Source organism: Kribbella sp. NPDC051952 (genome assembly GCF_040680855.1).
Taxonomy (GTDB): domain Bacteria; phylum Actinomycetota; class Actinomycetes; order Propionibacteriales; family Kribbellaceae; genus Kribbella.
The window spans coordinates 103,372-121,009 of record NZ_JBFAXQ010000004.1 but is presented as its reverse complement, the minus strand read 5'-3'; the positions used below and the strand labels follow the sequence as shown (position 1 = coordinate 121,009).

Sequence of the window (17,638 nt, the reverse complement as noted above, 5' to 3'; positions counted from 1 at the left end):
GGCCCGGGGCGGCGGGCGCGGCCGGCGGTCTCGAAAGGATCAGCCGACGGACTTCACCGCGGTGATCAAGGTGCCGTCACCGGTGTCGCCGGAAAGCTCCCAGAAGAAGGCGCCACCGAGTCCCTGATCGTTCGCGTACGACATCTTCCCGCGGATCGTGTCGGGCGTGTCATACCCCCACCACTCCCCGTTGCAGAACGCGTACGCCGTACCTCCGACCGTTCCGGTGGACGGGCAACGGGTCGAGATCAGCTTGTAGTCCTCGATCCCGGCCTCGTATTTCCCCGGCGCCGCACCGGTCGCGGTCCCACCCGGCGCGGACTGCGTGACACCGGTCCAGCCCCGGCCGTAGAACCCGACCCCGAGCAGCAGCTTGGAGGCGGGCACGCCCTTAGACTTCAGCTTCTGGATCGCCGCATCGCTGTAGAACCCGGGCGTAGGGATTCCGGCGTACGACGTCAACGGCGAGTGCGGCGCGGTCGGGCCCTGGGCGCTGAACGCACCGAAGTAGTCGTACGTCATCGGCATCAGCCAGTCGAGCTTCCCGGCTGCCGACGCGTAGTCGGTCGCGTCGATCTTGCCGCCGTCCGTGCCGTCGGCCGTGATCGCCGCCGTCACCAGCGCGGACGAGCCGAACTTGTCCCGCAGCGCGGTGATCACGTTGTTGAACGCGCCCGGTCCGGAGGTGTCGCAGCTCAGGCCGCAGGCGTTCGGGTACTCCCAGTCGATGTCGATGCCGTCGAACACATCGGCCCAGCGCGGGTCCTTGACCAGGCTGTAGCAGGAGTCGGCGAACGCACCGGGATTCTTCGCGGCCTCGGTGAACCCGCTCGACCAGGTCCAGCCGCCGAACGACCAGACCACCTTGAGGTTCGGGAACTCCTGCTTCAGCTTGCGGAGCTGGTTGAAGTTCCCGCGCAGTGCACCGGTGTCCCAGGTGTCGGCTACGCCGTCGACCGACGAGGCCGCGTCGTAGAACTTGTCGTACGCCGCGTACGAGTCACCGATCGCGCACCGGCCACCGGTGGTGTTGCCGAACGCGTAGACGATCGTGGTCAGCTTCGAGGCCGATCCACTCGTCTTGATGTTCTTCACGTGGTAGTTGCGGTCGTAGACACCCCACTCGGTGAAGTAGCCGACCACCTGTTTGCCGGCCTCGACGGTGTGAGTGGAGGTTGGTTGAGCAGCGGTAGCTGCGGGCGCCAGACCGGCACCTAGAAGAGCCGTCGCGGCTGCCACGACGAGAAAACGGAAACGCATGAGTGCCTCCTTGGGGGCGGAAGAGGAACTGTCCGCACCCTACCGAGCACATCCAGTTAAATAAAGAAGTTAACCGAATAAAAATGTGCTCGTGATCATCACGACGCTCCTCGGATAGGTGTGCGGAGGCGGCGCAGGGCGGAGTACTCTCCTCGCGCACGGTCACTCTTGACCGCACCCGACGGAGGAACAGTGCGCGGTCTCATCCGGCGGCCACTTGTCATCTGGCTGCTCGCAGCCCTCGCGGTACCCGTACTGCTGACGGCTGTGCTCATTCCGGCCAGAGCAGGCACCACCGAGGACGAACTACGCGACCGGACGCTGACCGCATTGCAGGCCCGTGGCATCGAGGCCGGGTCGATCGATTTCGACGGCCGGGACGCGAAGATCGTCGTACCAGCAGGCGTTGACGCCGGGCTCGTACGCGAAGTGGTGTCGGGCGTCGACGGTGTGCGGTCGGTCCAGGTCGAAAGCGGGTCGACGCCGACTCCCTCGGCCAATCCACCGGCTGAAACCGCGGGTACGCCGTTCGAGGTCGGCCGGACCGACCAGGCGATCCGGGTCCAAGGCGCGGTCAAGGACCAGGCGGTCAAGGAAGCGATCGCTGCCGAGGTGGCCAAGGTGATCGGCGAAGGCCGTGAGTACGACGACCGTACGACGATCGACGCCGCGACCGGGATGCCCGAGGCGACGACGATCGCCGGTTTGCTGCCGGCACTCGCGGCCGGCAGCGGCGACGCCTCGATCCGGTACGACGGCAACACGGTGACGCTCTCCGGTGAGGTGCCGGACCAGGCGACCAAGGCGACCGTGGCGCGCGCGGTGGCGAAGGCGGTCCCGGGCGCGGTGATCGCGAACGAGCTGGTCACTCCCCCGCCGCCGACGTCGCCGATCAGCGAGGCGTGCCGGACGATCAAGGCACGGATGACCGCGTTCACCCGGCAGGACAAGATCATCTTCCTGTCCGGCACCTCGATCGTGAACAACGCCTCGAAGCCGTCGGTGGTCAAGGCCGCCGCGTTGCTGAAGACGTGTACGACGGCGTTCGTCGAGGTGGCCGGTCACACCGACAACCTCGGCTCGCCGGCGAGCAGCCTGCCGTTGTCGCAGCGCCGCGCCGACGAGATCAAGGCCGAGCTGGTCCGGCTCGGTGTGGCCGCGAACCGCATCCACGCGAACGGTTACGGGCAGGCCTTCCCGATCGCGCCCAACTCCACCGCCGACGGCCGGATCGCCAACCGCCGTGCCGAGATCCGAGTACTGCAGGGGAACTGAATGAGCTGGCTGATCGCGCAACTGTGGATCCTGCTACTGGTCGCGTTCGTGCTCGGCAGCGCGGCCGCCTGGCTGCTGCACCGGCTGGTTCGCAAGCCCGCGAGAGGAACCCGCTGATGAGCTGGCTGCTACGACACAACTGGCTGTGGTCGCTCCTCGCCTTCGTCCTCGGCGCCGTCATCACCTGGCTCCTCCTCGACCGCCGCCACCACCCGGCGCCACTCGCCGACCAACCGGCAGAAGAAGAAGTAGCCGAGGAGAAAGAAGAAGTCCTGGTCGGCGCGAGAGTCGCCGAGGTCCAGGAAACCGGAGCGGCGGACACCCGAGAGACCCGACCAGCAATCGCCCAGGAGGCCCGCGCAGCGGAGGTCCGGGAGGAACCGCGGCCGGTGTTCTCGCAGTTGATGGAGCCGGAGCCGACGCTGTTCGATGACGTCGAGAACACATCAAACGCGACACAGCCGCAGATGCGATCCGTTGCGCCGCCCGGACGCTACGGTGAGGGCTCGGCCGAAGCGGTCCCGCACCAGGGACCGCCGGACGGGTTCACCATCAAGGGCAACGCCCAGTCGATGTTGTTCCACACCCCTGACTCCCCGTACTACGGCCGGACCAAACCCGAGGTCTGGTTCCGCACCGAGGCCGACGCAGAACGCGCCGGCTTCACCAAGTACACCCGCCGCCCCCGCAAGTCCGCGAACCCCTCGCAGGACTGACCCGGCGGTCGGCGGACCGGTCCGCAATAGGGGGATCAGGCCCCTATTTGCTTGTACTGGCAAAGGACCGTCAGACTGTGCGGAACGCCTTGCGGGACCGTCCGGCCGATGGCGTCACCACATCACCGGTCTCAACCGGAACTTCGCGCTGTCGCCTTTTACCGGCCCGCTAACGGGGTACGGGAACCAGTGCGGATCCGGGTGAGTCCCACACACCGTCGCCACGTCGTGGCGGCAAGCTGTAATACCGCTAGGTTTGGAGACACCCGATGGAGGTGAGCGTGACCGACATGCTGCCGGAGCAGCACCACGGACTGACGAAGAGTGACCCGCTGTGGTTCAAGCGGGCCGTCTTCTACGAGGTCCTCGTGCGGTCCTTCAAGGACTCGAACGCCGATGGCATCGGCGACCTGCAGGGCCTGACCGAGAAGCTCGACTATCTCGAGTGGCTCGGCGTGGACTGCCTCTGGTTACCGCCGTTCCAGCCCTCACCACTGCGTGACGGCGGGTACGACATCTCCGACTACACCGGCGTGATGCCGGAGGTCGGCACGATCTCCGACTTCGCCGCGCTGATGGAGGCCGCGCACGCGCGCGGGATCCGGATCATCGTCGACTTCGTGATGAACCACACCTCCGACCAGCACCCCTGGTTCCAGGCCTCCCGCGAAGACCCCGAGGGCCCGTACGGCGACTTCTACGTGTGGTCGGACACCGACGACAAGTACCAGGACGCCCGGATCATCTTCGTCGACACCGAGACCTCGAACTGGACCTGGGACCCGGTTCGCGGTCAGTACTTCTGGCACCGGTTCTACGCCAACCAGCCGGACCTGAACTTCGAGAACCCGGCCGTCGGCGACGCGATGATCGAGGCGCTGAAGTTCTGGCTCGACCTCGGCGTGGACGGTTTCCGGCTGGACGCCGTGCCGTACCTGTTCGAGTCCGAGGGCTCGAACTGCGAGAACCTCCCCCGGACGCACGAGTTCCTGAAGCGGATCCGCAAGGAGGTCGACGCCAACTACGCCGACCGCGTCATGCTCTGCGAGGCGAACCAGTGGCCGGCCGACGTGGTCGAGTACTTCGGTGACCGCAGCTCGGGTGGTGACGAGTGCCAGATGGCGTTCCACTTCCCGGTGATGCCGCGCATCTTCATGGGCGTACGGCGTGAGTCCCGCTTCCCGATCTCGGAGATCCTGGCGCAGACCCCGGAGATCCCGGACACCTGCCAGTGGGGCATCTTCCTGCGCAACCACGACGAGCTCACCCTCGAGATGGTCAGCGACGAGGACCGCGACTACATGTGGGGCGAGTACGCCCAGGACCCGCGGATGAAGGCGAACATCGGCATCCGCCGCCGGCTGGCACCGCTGCTGGACAACGACGTGAACAAGATGGAGTTGTTCACCGCGCTGCTGCTCAGCCTGCCCGGCTCCCCGATCCTGTACTACGGCGACGAGATCGGCATGGGCGACAACATCTGGCTCGGTGACCGCGACGGCGTCCGTACGCCGATGCAGTGGTCCCCGGACCGCAACGCGTCGTTCTCCACCGCGACACCGGGCAAGCTCAGCCTGCCGGTGATCATGGACCCGGTCTACGGCTACCAGGCGGTGAACGTCGAGGCCGAGATGGAGAACGCCTCCTCGTTGCTGCACTGGACCCGGCGGATGATCCAGACCCGTAAGCAGCACCCCTGTTTCGGTATGGGTACCTTCACGGACCTGGGGGGTTCCAACCCGAGCGTGCTGTCGTACATCCGTCAGTTCGGTGACGATGTCGTGCTCTGCGTGAACAACCTGTCCCGGTTCCCGCAGCCGATCGAGCTGGATCTTCGGCAGTGGCAGGGCGTCGACCCGGTCGAGTTGCTCGGTGGTGTGCACTTCCCGACCATCGGTGAATTGCCCTACCTTTTGACGCTCGGCGCCCACGGTTTCTACTGGTTCCGGCTGCCGGTGCCGGCTGACCATGAGGAGAGCATGTAGTGAATTCCCATCTGGACCAGGTCCAGTCCTTCTGTGCGAGCCAGCGGTGGTTCGGTGAGAAGGGACACGACGTCGTTGTCGACGCGATGGCCACCTCGGTGTGGCTGTCCGGCGAGGACGTCTGGCCCGCGGTCCGGATCGGGTTCGTCTACTGTTCGGGCCCGCCCGGGGTGGATATCCCGATCCGGGTGTACCAGCTGCCGCTCAGCTACCACCGCGCCCCGGTCGAGAACCTCGGCCACGCGCTGATCGGTGAGTGGGTGGAGCCGGATCTCGACGACACCGAGGTCTGGGTGTACGACGCCTTGCACGACAAGGAGGCGACGCCGTACTGGCTGGACGGGCTGACCCAGGGCCGGCACCTGGACGGGCTGGAGTTCCACCCCGTCCACTCGCCGGACCGGACCATCGTCGTACCGGAGGACGCGCAGTCGCTCGTCCTCACCGTCGAGCAGAGCAACACGTCGCTGGTGTTCGGCGACGTGGCGCTGCTGAAGGTGTTCCGCCGGCTCGAGCCCGGGAGCAATCCAGGGGTCGAGATCGAGTCGGCGCTCACCGAGGCCGGGTCCGAGCTGGTCCCGGAGGTGCTCGGTTCGGCGCGCGGCAGCTGGCCGCGGGCCGGCGGCGGCACCGACAACGGTGAGCTCGCGATGATGACGGCGTTCCAGAAGAACGCCACCGACGGCTGGACGTTCGCAAGCTCCTCGGTGCGGGATCTGTACGCCGAGGCGGACCTGCACGCCGAGGAGGTCGGCGGTGACTTCGCCGCCGAGTCGCACCGGCTCGGCGCGAGCACCGCGCAGGTCCACTCCGAGCTGGCGAAGGCACTGGGCACGGACATCTGGGAGCCGGCGAAGCTGGTCGAGCACGCCAACGCGATGCGGCGCCGGCTCGACACCGCTTCTGCTGCGATTCCCGAGCTCGCGCCGTACGCCGATGGACTGGCGCGCGCGTTCGACGCGTTGGCGACGTACGGACAGCCGGTCACGGTGCAGCGGATCCACGGTGACTTCCACCTGGGCCAGGTGTTGCGGACCATCGACGGCTGGAAGCTGATCGACTTCGAGGGTGAGCCGGCCAAGTCGCTGATCGAGCGGCGCGCGCTGGACACCCCGATCAAGGACATCGCCGGCATGCTGCGCTCGTTCGACTACGCGGCCCGATCGCTGCTCGAGGACCACCAGGGCGACCAGCAGATCGCCTACCGGGCGGCCGAGTGGGCGAACCGGAACCAGCAGGCCTTCTGCGACGGGTACGCCGAGGTCGCCGGCACCGATCCTCGCGAGCAGAGCGTGCTGCTGAGCGCGTTCCTGGCCGACAAGGTCATCTACGAAACCCTTTACGAGGCCCGCAACCGCCCTAGCTGGCTCCGCATCCCCCTCGCCGCAGCAGCCCAACTGGCCGAGCCGCTGTAGTCACCCGACTGCGTGATGCGCTGACTGATCTCGCGTTCGGCGGGTACGGGGTGCAGTGAATAGACAGTGGATCGGGCAGGATGGGGTTTATGGGATCGAGCGAGCAGCCTGAAGCATTCGTGCAGCCGGTGGCAGCGGTGGAAGAGCCTGTGGTGACAGCGGTTCCGGTCGATCGGACCACGCTGGAACGGGTGGTCGGCGGGACCTTCCACGATCCCCATCAGGTGCTCGGTCCGCATCTCGGCGAGCACGGCGTCACGGTGCGCGCACTGCGGCCGTTCGCCCAGTCCGTCACGGTGCTGTACGAAGACCAGCGGCTCGAGCTCCGGCACGAGTTCGAAGGGGTATGGGTCGGCGTCCTCGACATCGACAAGGTGCCGGACTACCGCCTCGAGGTCACCTACACCGACGGTCCCGCGGTCGAGCTCGACGACCCGTACCGCTACCTGCCGTCGCTCGGCGAGGTCGACCTGCACCTGATCGGCGAAGGCCGCCACGAACAGCTGTGGACCGTGCTCGGCGCGCACGTCCGGCGCTACGACGGCCTGGGCGGAACGATCACGGGTACGTCGTTCGCCGTCTGGGCACCCAACGCCCAAGGGATCCGGCTGACCGCGGACTTCAACTTCTGGGACGGCCGTGCGCATCCGCTGCGCTCGCTGGGTTCGTCCGGTGTCTGGGAGCTGTTCGTCCCCGGCGTCGGCCCGGGGACCCGGTACAAGTTCGACATCTGCGGGCGGGACGGGGTCTGGCGGCAGAAGGCCGACCCGATGGCCAACCTGGCCGAGACTCCCCCGGCGAACGCTTCCGTCGTCCATGAATCGTCGTACGAATGGGCTGACGCGGCCTGGCTGGACCGGCGGGCCGTGGCTGAGGCCTATGCCGAGCCGATGAGTGTGTACGAGGTGCACCTCGGGTCGTGGCGCAAGGACAAGTCCTACCGTGAGCTGGCCGACGAACTCGTTGCCTACGTCAACGACATGGGGTTCACCCACGTCGAGCTGATGCCGGTGATGGAGCACCCGTTCGGCGGCTCGTGGGGTTACCAGGTCACGTCGTACTTCGCGCCGACGTCGCGCTTCGGTGACCCGGACGACTTCCGGTTCCTGGTCGACCGGCTGCACCAGTCGGGTATCGGCGTGATCGTCGACTGGGTCCCGGCCCACTTCCCGAAGGACGCGTGGGCGCTGGCCCGCTTCGACGGGACCCCGCTGTACGAACACCCGGATCCGCGCCGCGGCGAGCAGCCCGACTGGGGCACGCTGGTGTTCGACTTCGGCCGTCCGCAGGTCCGGAACTTCCTGGTCGCGAACGCGCTGTACTGGGCCGAGGAGTTCCACATCGACGGCCTGCGGGTCGACGCGGTCGCCTCGATGCTCTACCTGGACTACTCGCGCCAGGACGGCCAGTGGGTGCCGAATCAGTACGGCGGCCGCGAGAACCTCGAGGCCGTGTCGTTCCTGCAGGAGATGAACGCGACGCTCTACAAGCGGGTCCCCGGTGTCATCACCGTGGCCGAGGAGTCGACCTCGTGGCCGGGTGTCACCCGGGCGACGCATCTCGGCGGGCTCGGCTTCGGCTTCAAGTGGAACATGGGCTGGATGAACGACTCGCTCCGCTATCTGGAGCACGAGCCGGTCCACCGGCAGTACCACCACCACGAGCTGACGTTCTCGATGATGTACGCGTACTCGGAGAACTTCGTCCTCCCGCTGTCCCACGACGAGGTTGTGCACGGCAAGGGTTCGCTGCTGCGCAAGATGCCGGGCGACCGGTGGCAGCAGCTGGCGAACCTGCGCGCGTACCTGGCGATGATGTGGGCGCACCCGGGCAAGCAGCTGCTGTTCATGGGCTGCGAGTTCGGCCAGGAGTCGGAGTGGTCCGAGAAGGGCGAGCTCGACTGGTGGCTGCTCGACCACACCGACCACCGCGGTCTGCAGCAGCTGGTCCGCGACCTGAACGGCGTCTACAAGGACACCCCGGCGCTGTGGCGGACCGACCACGCGGCGGAGAAGTTCACCTGGATCGACGCGAACGACGCCAGCAACAACATCTTCTCGTTCATCCGGTACGGCGACGACGGCGAACCGACCGTGGCCTGCGTGGCGAACTTCTCCGCGGTCCCGCACCACGGCTACCGCCTCGGCCTCCCGTACGGCGGCCGCTGGGAGGAGGCCGTGAACACCGACGCCCACACGTACGGCGGATCCGGGGTCGGCAACTACGGTGCGGTCGAGGCCGACGGACCGGAGTGGCACGGTATGGCGACGAGCGCGGAGCTGTCCGTACCACCCCTGGCGACGGTGTACCTGCGCTTCACCGGGTAGCGTTCGCCGGGTGACCGCCGTACCTCCACTGACCGATGGTGAACTGACCCTGCAGCTGACGCGGGACGATTCCGAGGCGGTGGTCTTCGACGTCTCGAACGGCTCGCCAGTCGGTACCGTCGAGGTGCGCCGGACCACACCGGGGGTAGGCCTGGTCGTTTGGGAACTCGACGGCGGGCCGGAGATCGCCCAGCGAGCCGTCCGGTTGGTGGCCGAGCATGCGTTCGGTGAGCTCGGGCTGGAGCGGTTGCAGGTTGAGGTCGACCCGGAGCTGCATGCCTCCGCCCGGGTCGCGATCCGGTCGGGGTTCCGGCGCGAGGGCGTGCTGCGTGGCGCGGCCCTGGTCGACGGCGAGCGCCGGGACGTCGCGGTGTACGGGATGCGAGTCGACGACCCGCGCCCCGAGTCGTTGCACGGCTGGACCGCGCTGATGGACTCCACGCTGCCCAAGAAGCGAGTGATCGCCCACGTGGTCGTGCGGGACACCGCTGGTCGCGTGCTGCTGTGTCAGGTCAGCTACAAGAAGGACCTGGAGCTGCCGGGCGGCGTGGTCGAGCCGGACGAGGACCCGGCCACCGGTGCATCCCGGGAGATGCAGGAGGAGCTCGGGGTAGCGCTACCGCTGCTCGGCGTACTCGCGATCGACTGGCTCCCGCGCTGGCAGGGCTGGGGCGACGCGGTCGAGATCCTGTACGACGGGGGCGTCCACGAGCCGTCGTTGATCGACAAGCTGCAGCCGGACGGGTTCGAGATCCGCGGGCTCTCCTGGCACTCCCCCGACGAGCTGGCCGGCCTGGTCTCGCCACTGAACGTCCGCCGGCTCCCGGCGATCCTGGCGGCGCCGTCGCAGCTGCACAACCTGAGCAACGGCTCGCCGATCACCTCGTGAGCTGGGCGACGCACCAGGCGTAGTGGCCGTCTTGCGCGTCCGCGTCGTAGACGGTCGCGGTGGTGATCGCGTAGGCGTGGCGGTAGCGGCGCATGCGGTCCCGGTCGTGGCCCAGCTGCTCGAAGCGGTCCAGGAGCAGGTTGTCGAGGCGCTGGGCGTCCGGACCGTACATGTCGAAGAAGCCCGCGGCCAGTGAGGCCTCGAAGGTGTTGTCGCCGGCTGTGGTGAGAAAGCCCCAGTCCAGCAGCGCTGCGGTCCGGGAGCCGTCCATGAGCAGGTTGGGCGGGCAGATGTCGCCGTGGACCACGCACAGGCGGTCTGGCTGGAGTTGCTCGAGCTCCGTCGTGAGCTGCTCGAGCCGGTCGTCGAAGTCCGGCACATCTCGCGCCAGATGCTGGTGCGAGGCCTCTGCCCGGCGTCGCACCAGAGCCGCCAGACTCCTGCCCCAGGAGTCCTGCCAGAACGGCTGGTTGAGGACCGGGAGTGCTTTGCTCGCGGGACCGGCGGTCGTCTTCCCCAGTGCCTCGACGATCGCCACGAAGGCGTCGAGCGCCTCGTCCTCGGGGACGTTCGTTTCGCTCAGTGGTGTGCCGGTGAGCTTGTCCTCGACGCTGACGGCCAGGCCTTGGTCGTCCGCGCTGATCGTGCGGATTCTCGGCGTACGGAAGGGAAGTTCTGGGAGCTCGTCGAGGAAGGCCTGGAGTGGGCGGACGTCGTCCGGGCGGCGGTCGAACCAGGTCTTGCGGACGGTCCCGTCGCCCAGGTCGTAGACCGCGCCTTCCATGCCTTGGCCGATGAGCTCCACCGGCGCACCCTACTCAGCGGACCAGGCGGATGCACAACGGATATCGGTACTCGTTGTGAAGCACACCGATTCCTTTTCGCGGGACGGCCGGTCTTTACCGGTGAAGACCCCGACGAGAAGGGACGGCAACGATGGCAAGCACGGAGTCCGAGGCAGTCAGGCAGCACTGGGCGAGGGCTCGGGCAGGTGGCGGGCCGATGGATCAGGAGCTGGCCGATCACCGCTGGGCCGAGCTGACCACCGAGCCGCCGGACGTGGACTATCTGTCGGTCGACGACCGGCCCGCCCTGTGGATCATTCCGCACGGCGCGGTCGAGGACCGGGTGCTGTTGTGCATGCACGGGGGCGGGTTCGTCGGCGGGTCCCGGTACTCACATCGCAAGCTGTTCGGACACCTCGCCCGGGCCGTCGGCGTACGGGCGTTGCTGTTCGACTACCGCCTGGTGCCCGAGCACCTCCACCCGGCGCAGGTCGATGACGCAACCGCGACGTACCGCTGGCTGCTCGACCAGGGCATCGAGCCGTCGCACATCGCGTTCACCGGCGACTCGGTCGGCGGCGCGCTGGCGATCACGACGCAGTTGCGCGCACGCTCACTCGGGCTGCCGCTCCCGGCCGCCGCGATGCCGTTCTCCCCCGCGGTCGACCTCGAGGCGACGGGAGCGTCGTACGACGCCAATCGGGACAGCGACGAGTTCTTCCACCGGGAGTTGGTCCTCGGACTCGTCGGGATGCACCTCGGTGCTGATGGCTCACCGCGTGATCCGTTCGCGAATCCGCTGTACGGCGATCTGACCGGGCTCGGACCCATCTACATCCAGGTCGGCGGGGACGAAGTACTGCTGGACGACGCGCACCTGCTCGCGGCGGCCGCGGAGAAGGCTGGGGTCGAGGCGAAGGTCGATGTGTTCGCCGAGATGCAGCACACCTTCCAGATGGCCGCGGGTCGCGCGCCGGAGGCCGATGATGCGATCCGGCGGATGGCAGGCTGGGTACGCCCGCTGCTCGGGTTGTCGTGACTAGACAGGTTGTCGTGACCAGACAGGGAGCTGCCTTGACGAGCGAGGCCGAGTTCGCGCAGGTGACGGAGCCGTTCCGGAAGGAGCTGCTCGCGCACTGCTACCGCATGCTCGCTTCGGTGCACGAGGCCGAGGACGTGGTGCAGGAGACGTATCTGCGGGCCTGGCGTTCGTACGACGCCTTCGAGGGCCGGTCGTCCGTCCGGGTTTGGCTCTACCGGATCGCGACCAACGCCTGCCTGACGGCACTCGAGCAGCGTGGCCGGCGGGCGCTCCCGTCCGGACTGGGTGCGCCGGCCAGCGATCTCAGTCCTGGTACGGCGCCTGCCGGTGTGGAGTTTGTGGAGCCGATCGCGGAGTCGCTGATCAGTGACCCGGCGAGCATCGTGACCACTCGGGAGAGTCTGCGGCTGGCGTTGATCGCTGCGCTGCAATACCTTCCGGCGAAGCAACGCGCCGTACTGATTCTGCGGGAGGTGCTCGCGTTCCCTGCGGCCGAGGTGGCGACCATGCTCGATACGTCGGTCGCGGCGGTGAAGAGCACGCTGCAACGGGCTCGGGCCCGGCTCGACTCGGTGACTCCGGCAGCTGGTGAGGTCTCCGAACCCACCTCTGCCGAAGCCCAGGCTCTGCTGGCCGACTACATCACCGGCTTCGAGAACTCCGATACCGCTGCCCTCGAACGCGCGCTCCGCGCCGACGCCGCGATCGAGATGGTCGGCACATCCACCTGGTTCAACGGCCGGGTGATGTGCATGCGGCTGCTCGCCGACGCGGTCGGCGCACCTGGCTATTGGCGGATGATCCCGTTCATCGCCAACGGCCAGCCGGCGGTCGCCACCTACGGCAATTCGGGTGACGGTTACGCGCCGTACGGCGTTGCCGTCCTGACTCCGACTCCCACGGGGTTGACCCATATCCACGTCTTCAGCGACCCCAGCCTGGTCACGCTCTTCGGGTTTCCGCCGTCGGTGTGAACAGGTCCGCGGTGCGATCGGCCGACGCCTGCGCCCAGCGCGTCGTGCTCATCAACCCCAGTACGACGATGCCGATGCCCAGGCCGAGCACGGGCCACCAGAGCGTGTGTTCGGCGTGGGTGAACGCCTGCGGATCCGCGGCCGTCGACCCGATGATCGCGCCGGCGATGGCGACGCCGAGCGTGGTCCCGGTCTGGCGGCCGGACGACGCCACCGAGCCGGCCAGGCCGGCCATGGAGAGCGGCATCCCGGAGACGGCCGTGTTCGTGATCGGTGGGTTGACCATGCCGAGGAAGAGCCCGAAGAACACGTAGATCGCGAGTACGACCGGGAGCGGCGTGGTCGGCGTCAGCATTTGCGATCCGAACGCACCGAGCGCCAGCGCCGAGCCGGCAATCACGAGCGGGAGCCGAGGTCCGCGCGTACCGACCATCCGTCCGGCTCTCGGCGCGGTCACCATGATCACCGCGCCCACTGGAAGGAGGCAGAGCCCAGCCTCGAGCGCCGACAGGCCACGGATGTTCTGCAGGTACTGCGTGGTGACGAAGAGGAACGCGCCGAACCCGCAGAGCGCGAACAGCGCCATCAGGATCGCGGAGCTGAACGGCACACTCCGGAACAGCCGCAACTCGAGCATCGGATCCACTCTCCTCAGCTCGTAGACCAGGAGTGCCGAGGCCGCGAGTACGGCGACTCCTAGCGCTGCGAGGATCACCGGTGCGGTCCAGCCCTGCTTCTCCGACTCGATGATCGCGTAGACGACTGAGCCCAGCATCAGGATCACGAGCACCTGACCGACCGGGTCGAAGCGCCGGGCTCGGTCGGCGCGCGACTCGGGTACGAAGAGCGCCGTACAGATGATCGCGACAACGACCACCGGCACGTTGACCCAGAAGATCGCGCGCCATCCGACGCCGTCGACAAGCGCACCGCCAAGGATCGGGCCCAACGCCAGGGCCAATCCGGACATCGACCCGAAGACGCCGATGGCCCGCGCCCGCTCAGCCCGATCCGGGAACGTGGTCGCGACGATCGCCATCGCGACGGGGTTGAGCATCGTGCCGCCGATCGCCTGCAGCGCCCGCGCCGCGATCAACCAGCCGGGCGTCGGCGCCAGACTGCACAGCAGCGAACCCAGACCGAACGCGGCGAGCCCGATCTGGAACACCCGCCGTCGCCCGACCCGATCAGCCGTCGAACCAGCCAGGAGCAGCAGGCTCGCGAGCACGAGGGTGTAGGCGTCCACCGTCCACTGCAACTGGGCGACCGAGGCGCCGAGATCCGCCCGGATCGACGGCAACGCGACCGTGACGATGGAGATGTCCATCACCACGACGACGATGCTCGCGCAACAGATCGCGAGTACGCCGAGCCGGTGGCGCCGGCTGAGCTCGGTCGGGTGATTGCGCTGTACCGCTGGAGCACTCATACCGACGACGCTAGAATTTAGAGCGTGCTCGAAGTCAAACAGCCGATCGGAGCCGCCGGGCTGACCATCGCCGACGCCGCGAAGCGGACCGGTGTCAGCGTGCACACCCTGCGGTACTACGAACGCGCCGGCCTGGTCGTCACCACGGTCGACCGCACCGCCAGCGGCCGCCGCCGCTACCACCAGCTGGACCTCGACTGGATCAAGGTCTGCACCCGCCTACGAGCCACCGGCATGCCGATCCGAACCATCCGCCGGTACGCCGAACTCGTCAAAGCCGGCCGCGGCAACGAGAAACACCGCCTCGACCTGCTCGAATCCCACCGAGCCGAGGTCCTCGCCAAACTGGCCGAACTCCAAGAAAACCTCGAACTGATAGACCACAAAATAGACGTCTATCGAGGCCGCCTGGAAGCCGGCGACGCCGACCACCTCTGGGCCCCCCGCCCCGACTGAGCCGACGCCGCTGAGCTAGCGGGTCTTGGGGTGGTTGGCGTTGTAGCGGGCTTTTTTCTGGCGGTTGCCGCAGGTGTTCATGTCGCACCATTTGCGGGTGCGGCTTTGGCTGGTGTCGAAGAAGGCGGCCTGGCAGGTCGGTGATGCGCACAAGGCCAGCTTTCCGTCGCGTTCGCCGGCGATGATGCTGATCGCGTCGGCAGCGATCACGCTGAGGGCGTCTTCCACGGACGATGCCGAGCCAAGTTGCCATCGCCGCTTGCCCTCGCGAGTCAGGACAGCCGCGGCCCGGCCCTGAGCGCTGCGGTCGTTGATGACTTGGACCGCGGCCGCGGGGAGAGCGTCCTGGATCGCGGCTGCGGTCGCGGCGGCGTGAATCGACTCCCTCAGTTCTCGAGCGAGTGCGAGCTGGGTGATGGTGCAGGACGCCACGGTGAGACCGCTCACTGCCAGCCAGTCGACGAGTCGCTGCGGCGTAGGAATGCGCTCCACAGGCGTGCCACGGCGCTCCGACAGAGTCCCCGTGAAGCTGGTCGCCAGCACGGTACCGAGGCGGAAGTCAGGGAACTCAGCAGGCATGGAACCACCTTAGCCGGTTGCACACCGCCACAAGGGCCTGATAGAACCGTCTTAGACGGTTCATAACAACTCGTAGCCGATTCCACGATGGCCAAGGAGGTCTCATGCCCCGTCCGACCAGCGACGTACAAGCATTTGAAGCCCACGCGACCGACGCCGACCTCGACGAGCTGCGCGCGCGACTGGCCGCGGCGCGGCTCCCGGAGGTCGAGACGGTCTACCGCGCCGCGCCCGACCCGCGCCGATGGGACCAGGGCGTTCCGCTCGCCGACCTCGTCGATGTCGTGAACTACTGGCGCACCGGGTACGACTGGCGGCCGTTCGAAGCGCGCCTCAACCAGCTCGGCCAGTTCCGCACGACCATTGATGGTCTGGGCATCCACTTCCTGCACCGCCGATCCGCGCGGGCAGACGCCACTCCCCTGATCCTGACGCACGGCTGGCCGGGCAGCGTTGCCGAGTTCGTCGATGTGATCGACGAGCTGGCAGATCCTCGAGACGCCAACACGCCGGCGTTCCACGTCGTGGCCCCGTCGCTCCCAGGCTTCGGGTACAGCGACAAACCGGCAACGACCGGTTGGGGGACCGAAAAGATCGCGGCCGCCTGGGTGGAACTGATGGGAAGGCTCGGATACAGCAAGTTCGTGGCCCACGGCGGCGACTGGGGAGGTGTGATCACCACGGTCCTCGCCGGAAGGTTCCCGGCGCACGTTCTCGGCATCCACTCGACGCTCGCGCAAGCACCACCTGGATTGTCGACGGACGGGCTGACGGAGGTCGAGCGCCAGTGGACCGAGGAAACCCGCGAGTTCTGGACCCACCGCGCGGCGTACGCGAAGCAGCAGGCGACCAGGCCGCAGACCATCGGCTACTCGCTCGTCGACTCACCGGTCGGGCTGCTGGCCTGGATCCTGGACAAGTTCGCCGAGTGGACGGACACCGACGACAGCCCGTTCGAGCGGATCTCCAGGGACCGCATTCTTGACGACGTCACGCTGTACTGGCTGACGCGATCCGGCGCATCGGCAGCCCGCATCTACTACGAAAGCCACAATTCCCTCGACCCCGAACTGCGGGTCGACGTCCCGTCAGCGATCACCATGTATCCCCGCGACATCGAGAAGTGCCCCCGTCCCTGGGCACAACAGCGCTACCGCCAGATAGTCCGCTGGACATCACCCAAAACCGGCGGCCACTTCCCGTCCCTCGAGGTCCCCGACTACTTCACCCAAGACCTACAAGAAGCCCTGACCACAGTCCTGTCCACCACTCGCTACCCGGCTCGCCCGCTTACCGTGTGAGGTTTATCAGGCGGTTGGTCAGGAAGCGGCGTTCGGTTTCGTTGGCGGTCAGGGTTATGGCGGTTTCGTAGGCGGTGGCGGCTTCGGCCGGGCGGCCCAGGCGGGCTAGGACGTCGGCCCGGGCCGCCGGGAGGTATGCGTACGACGCCAGCGCCGGCTCCTTGCCCAGGGCATCTAGTTCGGTGAGGACCGACTCGAGGTCGGCGCCGGGGACGAGGCTGTGGGCGGCGGCTCGATTGAGGGCGACGATGGGGGTCGGCCAGCTGAGCAGCATGGCGTCGTACATCCGGACCACCTGGGTCCAGTCCGTCTTCTCCCACGACGGCGCCGTCACGTGCAGCCCCGCCACCGCCGCCTGCAGGACGAACCGGCCTTGCCCCCTCCCCAAGGCGGCTGTCGCCCGCGATACCCCCTCTGCCAGCATTCGCGGATTCCAGCGCGACCGGTCCTGATCCGCGAGCAGCACCAACTCCCCGTCGGCACTCACCCGCGCATCCCCCCGTGCCTCCGTCATCAACAGCAACCCCAGCAACGCCTGCGGCTCCGGCTCGTCCGGCATCAACCGCACGAGCAAGCGGGCCAACTCCACCGCCCGCCCGGTCAGATCCGTCCGCGTCAGCTCCGGCCCCGCCGCCACATGCCCAGCCGTATAGACCAGGTGAACAACCGTCAGTACGGCGTCCAGCCGCGCAGGCAACTCGTGATCCGCCGGGATCCGGTACGGGATCCCCGCCGCCGCGATCTTCTTCTTCGCCCGGGTGATCCGGGCCGCCGCCGTCGGCTCACCGATCAGCAGTACGGCGGCAACCTCGCGCGTCGTCAGCCCGCAGATCAGCCGCAACGTCAACGCCACCTGCGAATCCCGGCCCAACGCCGGGTGGCAGCAGGTGAAGACGAGCCGCAACGGATCCGTCGGCTGCTCCCCGTCCCCCGGATCCTCGACCAGCAGCGGCAACTTCCGCCACAGGTTCGTCTCGCGCCGCAATCGGTCGAGCGCGAGCCGGCGCGCGACCGTCGTCAGCCACCCACCCGGATTCGCCGGGATGCCGTCGGGCCAGGTCCGCAACGCCTGGACGAACGCGTCCTGCGTGCAGTCCTCGGCCAGATCCAGGTCCCTGGTCAGCCGTACGACAGACGCCAGTACGGTCGACCAGCTCTCCCGATGCGCGGCGTCGACCACCCGAGCCACCTCAACCGCCGCCACC

At 67.8% G+C, this 17,638-nt stretch carries 15 protein-coding genes; 10 read left to right on the top strand and 5 right to left on the bottom strand.

Annotation, left to right across the window (positions count from 1 at the left end):
• Nucleotides 1-39 precede the first annotated feature (39 nt).
• On the bottom strand, nt 40-1,260 hold the full coding sequence (locus AB0L70_RS09900; RefSeq protein ID WP_363682063.1) for a glycoside hydrolase family 18 protein: 1,221 nt from the start codon (nt 1,258-1,260) through the stop codon (nt 40-42).
• A gap of 192 nt (nt 1,261-1,452) precedes the next feature.
• Between AB0L70_RS09900 and AB0L70_RS09895 the strand changes: the two genes are divergently transcribed.
• From AB0L70_RS09895 to AB0L70_RS09870, 6 genes are all read left to right on the top strand, one after another.
• Nucleotides 1,453-2,535 carry an OmpA family protein gene (locus tag AB0L70_RS09895; protein WP_363682061.1) on the top strand — a complete coding sequence of 361 codons (1,083 nt, stop codon included), beginning with the start codon at nt 1,453-1,455 and terminating at the stop codon, nt 2,533-2,535.
• Nucleotides 2,536-2,651: 116 nt separating this feature from the next.
• Nucleotides 2,652-3,251, top strand: coding sequence for a hypothetical protein (locus tag AB0L70_RS09890; protein WP_363682059.1), 600 nt, complete (start codon nt 2,652-2,654; stop codon nt 3,249-3,251).
• Between the two features lie 290 nt (nt 3,252-3,541).
• Nucleotides 3,542-5,236 (top strand): maltose alpha-D-glucosyltransferase, encoded by a 1,695-nt coding sequence (gene treS, locus AB0L70_RS09885; RefSeq protein ID WP_363682670.1) that lies wholly within the window; start codon nt 3,542-3,544, stop codon nt 5,234-5,236.
• Nucleotides 5,236-6,651, top strand: coding sequence for an aminoglycoside phosphotransferase (locus tag AB0L70_RS09880; protein WP_363682057.1), 1,416 nt, complete (start codon nt 5,236-5,238; stop codon nt 6,649-6,651). The genes treS and AB0L70_RS09880 overlap by 1 nt, the downstream gene beginning before the upstream one ends.
• Before the next feature lie 152 nt (nt 6,652-6,803).
• Nucleotides 6,804-8,978 carry a 1,4-alpha-glucan branching protein GlgB gene (gene glgB / locus AB0L70_RS09875; RefSeq protein ID WP_363682055.1) on the top strand — a complete coding sequence of 725 codons (2,175 nt, stop codon included), beginning with the start codon at nt 6,804-6,806 and terminating at the stop codon, nt 8,976-8,978.
• 10 nt (nt 8,979-8,988) lie between these two features.
• Entirely contained in the window at nt 8,989-9,867 is an 879-nt protein-coding gene (locus AB0L70_RS09870; RefSeq protein ID WP_363682053.1) for a GNAT family N-acetyltransferase, read from the top strand.
• Here AB0L70_RS09870 and AB0L70_RS09865 read toward each other — a convergent pair.
• Nucleotides 9,857-10,672, bottom strand: a complete 816-nt coding sequence (locus AB0L70_RS09865; protein ID WP_363682051.1) for a phosphotransferase — start codon at nt 10,670-10,672, stop codon at nt 9,857-9,859. The two genes, AB0L70_RS09870 and AB0L70_RS09865, sit on opposite strands and share 11 nt — an antisense overlap.
• Before the next feature lie 197 nt (nt 10,673-10,869).
• On the opposite strand from AB0L70_RS09865, the gene AB0L70_RS09860 reads away from it, so the two are divergent.
• Both AB0L70_RS09860 and AB0L70_RS09855 read left to right on the top strand, forming a co-directional pair.
• Nucleotides 10,870-11,691, top strand: coding sequence for an alpha/beta hydrolase (locus AB0L70_RS09860; RefSeq protein WP_363682049.1), 822 nt, complete (start codon nt 10,870-10,872; stop codon nt 11,689-11,691).
• A 14-nt stretch (nt 11,692-11,705) separates the two neighbouring features.
• On the top strand, nt 11,706-12,668 hold the full coding sequence (locus tag AB0L70_RS09855; RefSeq protein ID WP_363682047.1) for an RNA polymerase subunit sigma-70: 963 nt from the start codon (nt 11,706-11,708) through the stop codon (nt 12,666-12,668).
• Here AB0L70_RS09855 and AB0L70_RS09850 read toward each other — a convergent pair.
• Nucleotides 12,637-14,097: an MFS transporter gene (locus tag AB0L70_RS09850; RefSeq protein ID WP_363682045.1), complete on the bottom strand. Its 1,461-nt coding sequence runs from the start codon at nt 14,095-14,097 to the stop codon at nt 12,637-12,639. The genes AB0L70_RS09855 and AB0L70_RS09850 overlap by 32 nt on opposite strands.
• Before the next feature lie 24 nt (nt 14,098-14,121).
• On the opposite strand from AB0L70_RS09850, the gene AB0L70_RS09845 reads away from it, so the two are divergent.
• The gene (locus tag AB0L70_RS09845) at nt 14,122-14,553 is read left to right on the top strand and encodes a MerR family transcriptional regulator (protein WP_363682043.1); all 432 of its coding nucleotides are present in this window, start codon (nt 14,122-14,124) and stop codon (nt 14,551-14,553) included.
• A 15-nt stretch (nt 14,554-14,568) separates the two neighbouring features.
• Here AB0L70_RS09845 and AB0L70_RS09840 read toward each other — a convergent pair whose 3' ends face one another.
• On the bottom strand, nt 14,569-15,132 hold the full coding sequence (locus tag AB0L70_RS09840) for a CGNR zinc finger domain-containing protein (RefSeq protein WP_363682041.1): 564 nt from the start codon (nt 15,130-15,132) through the stop codon (nt 14,569-14,571).
• 104 nt (nt 15,133-15,236) lie between these two features.
• On the opposite strand from AB0L70_RS09840, the gene AB0L70_RS09835 reads away from it, so the two are divergent.
• Nucleotides 15,237-16,433 carry an epoxide hydrolase family protein gene (locus tag AB0L70_RS09835; protein WP_363682039.1) on the top strand — a complete coding sequence of 399 codons (1,197 nt, stop codon included), beginning with the start codon at nt 15,237-15,239 and terminating at the stop codon, nt 16,431-16,433.
• Here the strand turns inward: AB0L70_RS09835 and AB0L70_RS09830 are convergent.
• On the bottom strand, nt 16,423-17,637 hold the full coding sequence (locus AB0L70_RS09830; RefSeq protein ID WP_363682037.1) for a DUF6596 domain-containing protein: 1,215 nt from the start codon (nt 17,635-17,637) through the stop codon (nt 16,423-16,425). The two genes, AB0L70_RS09835 and AB0L70_RS09830, sit on opposite strands and share 11 nt — an antisense overlap.
• Nucleotide 17,638 lies beyond the last annotated feature (1 nt).

Bases quoted from the DNA above. Each gene is read 5' to 3' on its own strand.
- AB0L70_RS09900 (WP_363682063.1), bottom strand. From the start codon at position 1,260: ATGCGTTTCCGTTTTCTCGTCGTGGCAGCCGCGACGGCTCTTCTAGGT.
- AB0L70_RS09890 (WP_363682059.1), top strand. From the start codon at position 2,652: ATGAGCTGGCTGCTACGACACAACTGGCTGTGGTCGCTCCTCGCCTTC.
- treS (WP_363682670.1), top strand. From the start codon at position 3,542: ATGCTGCCGGAGCAGCACCACGGACTGACGAAGAGTGACCCGCTGTGG.
- AB0L70_RS09860 (WP_363682049.1), top strand. From the start codon at position 10,870: ATGGATCAGGAGCTGGCCGATCACCGCTGGGCCGAGCTGACCACCGAG.
- AB0L70_RS09850 (WP_363682045.1), bottom strand. From the start codon at position 14,097: ATGAGTGCTCCAGCGGTACAGCGCAATCACCCGACCGAGCTCAGCCGG.
- AB0L70_RS09840 (WP_363682041.1), bottom strand. From the start codon at position 15,132: ATGCCTGCTGAGTTCCCTGACTTCCGCCTCGGTACCGTGCTGGCGACC.
- AB0L70_RS09835 (WP_363682039.1), top strand. From the start codon at position 15,237: ATGCCCCGTCCGACCAGCGACGTACAAGCATTTGAAGCCCACGCGACC.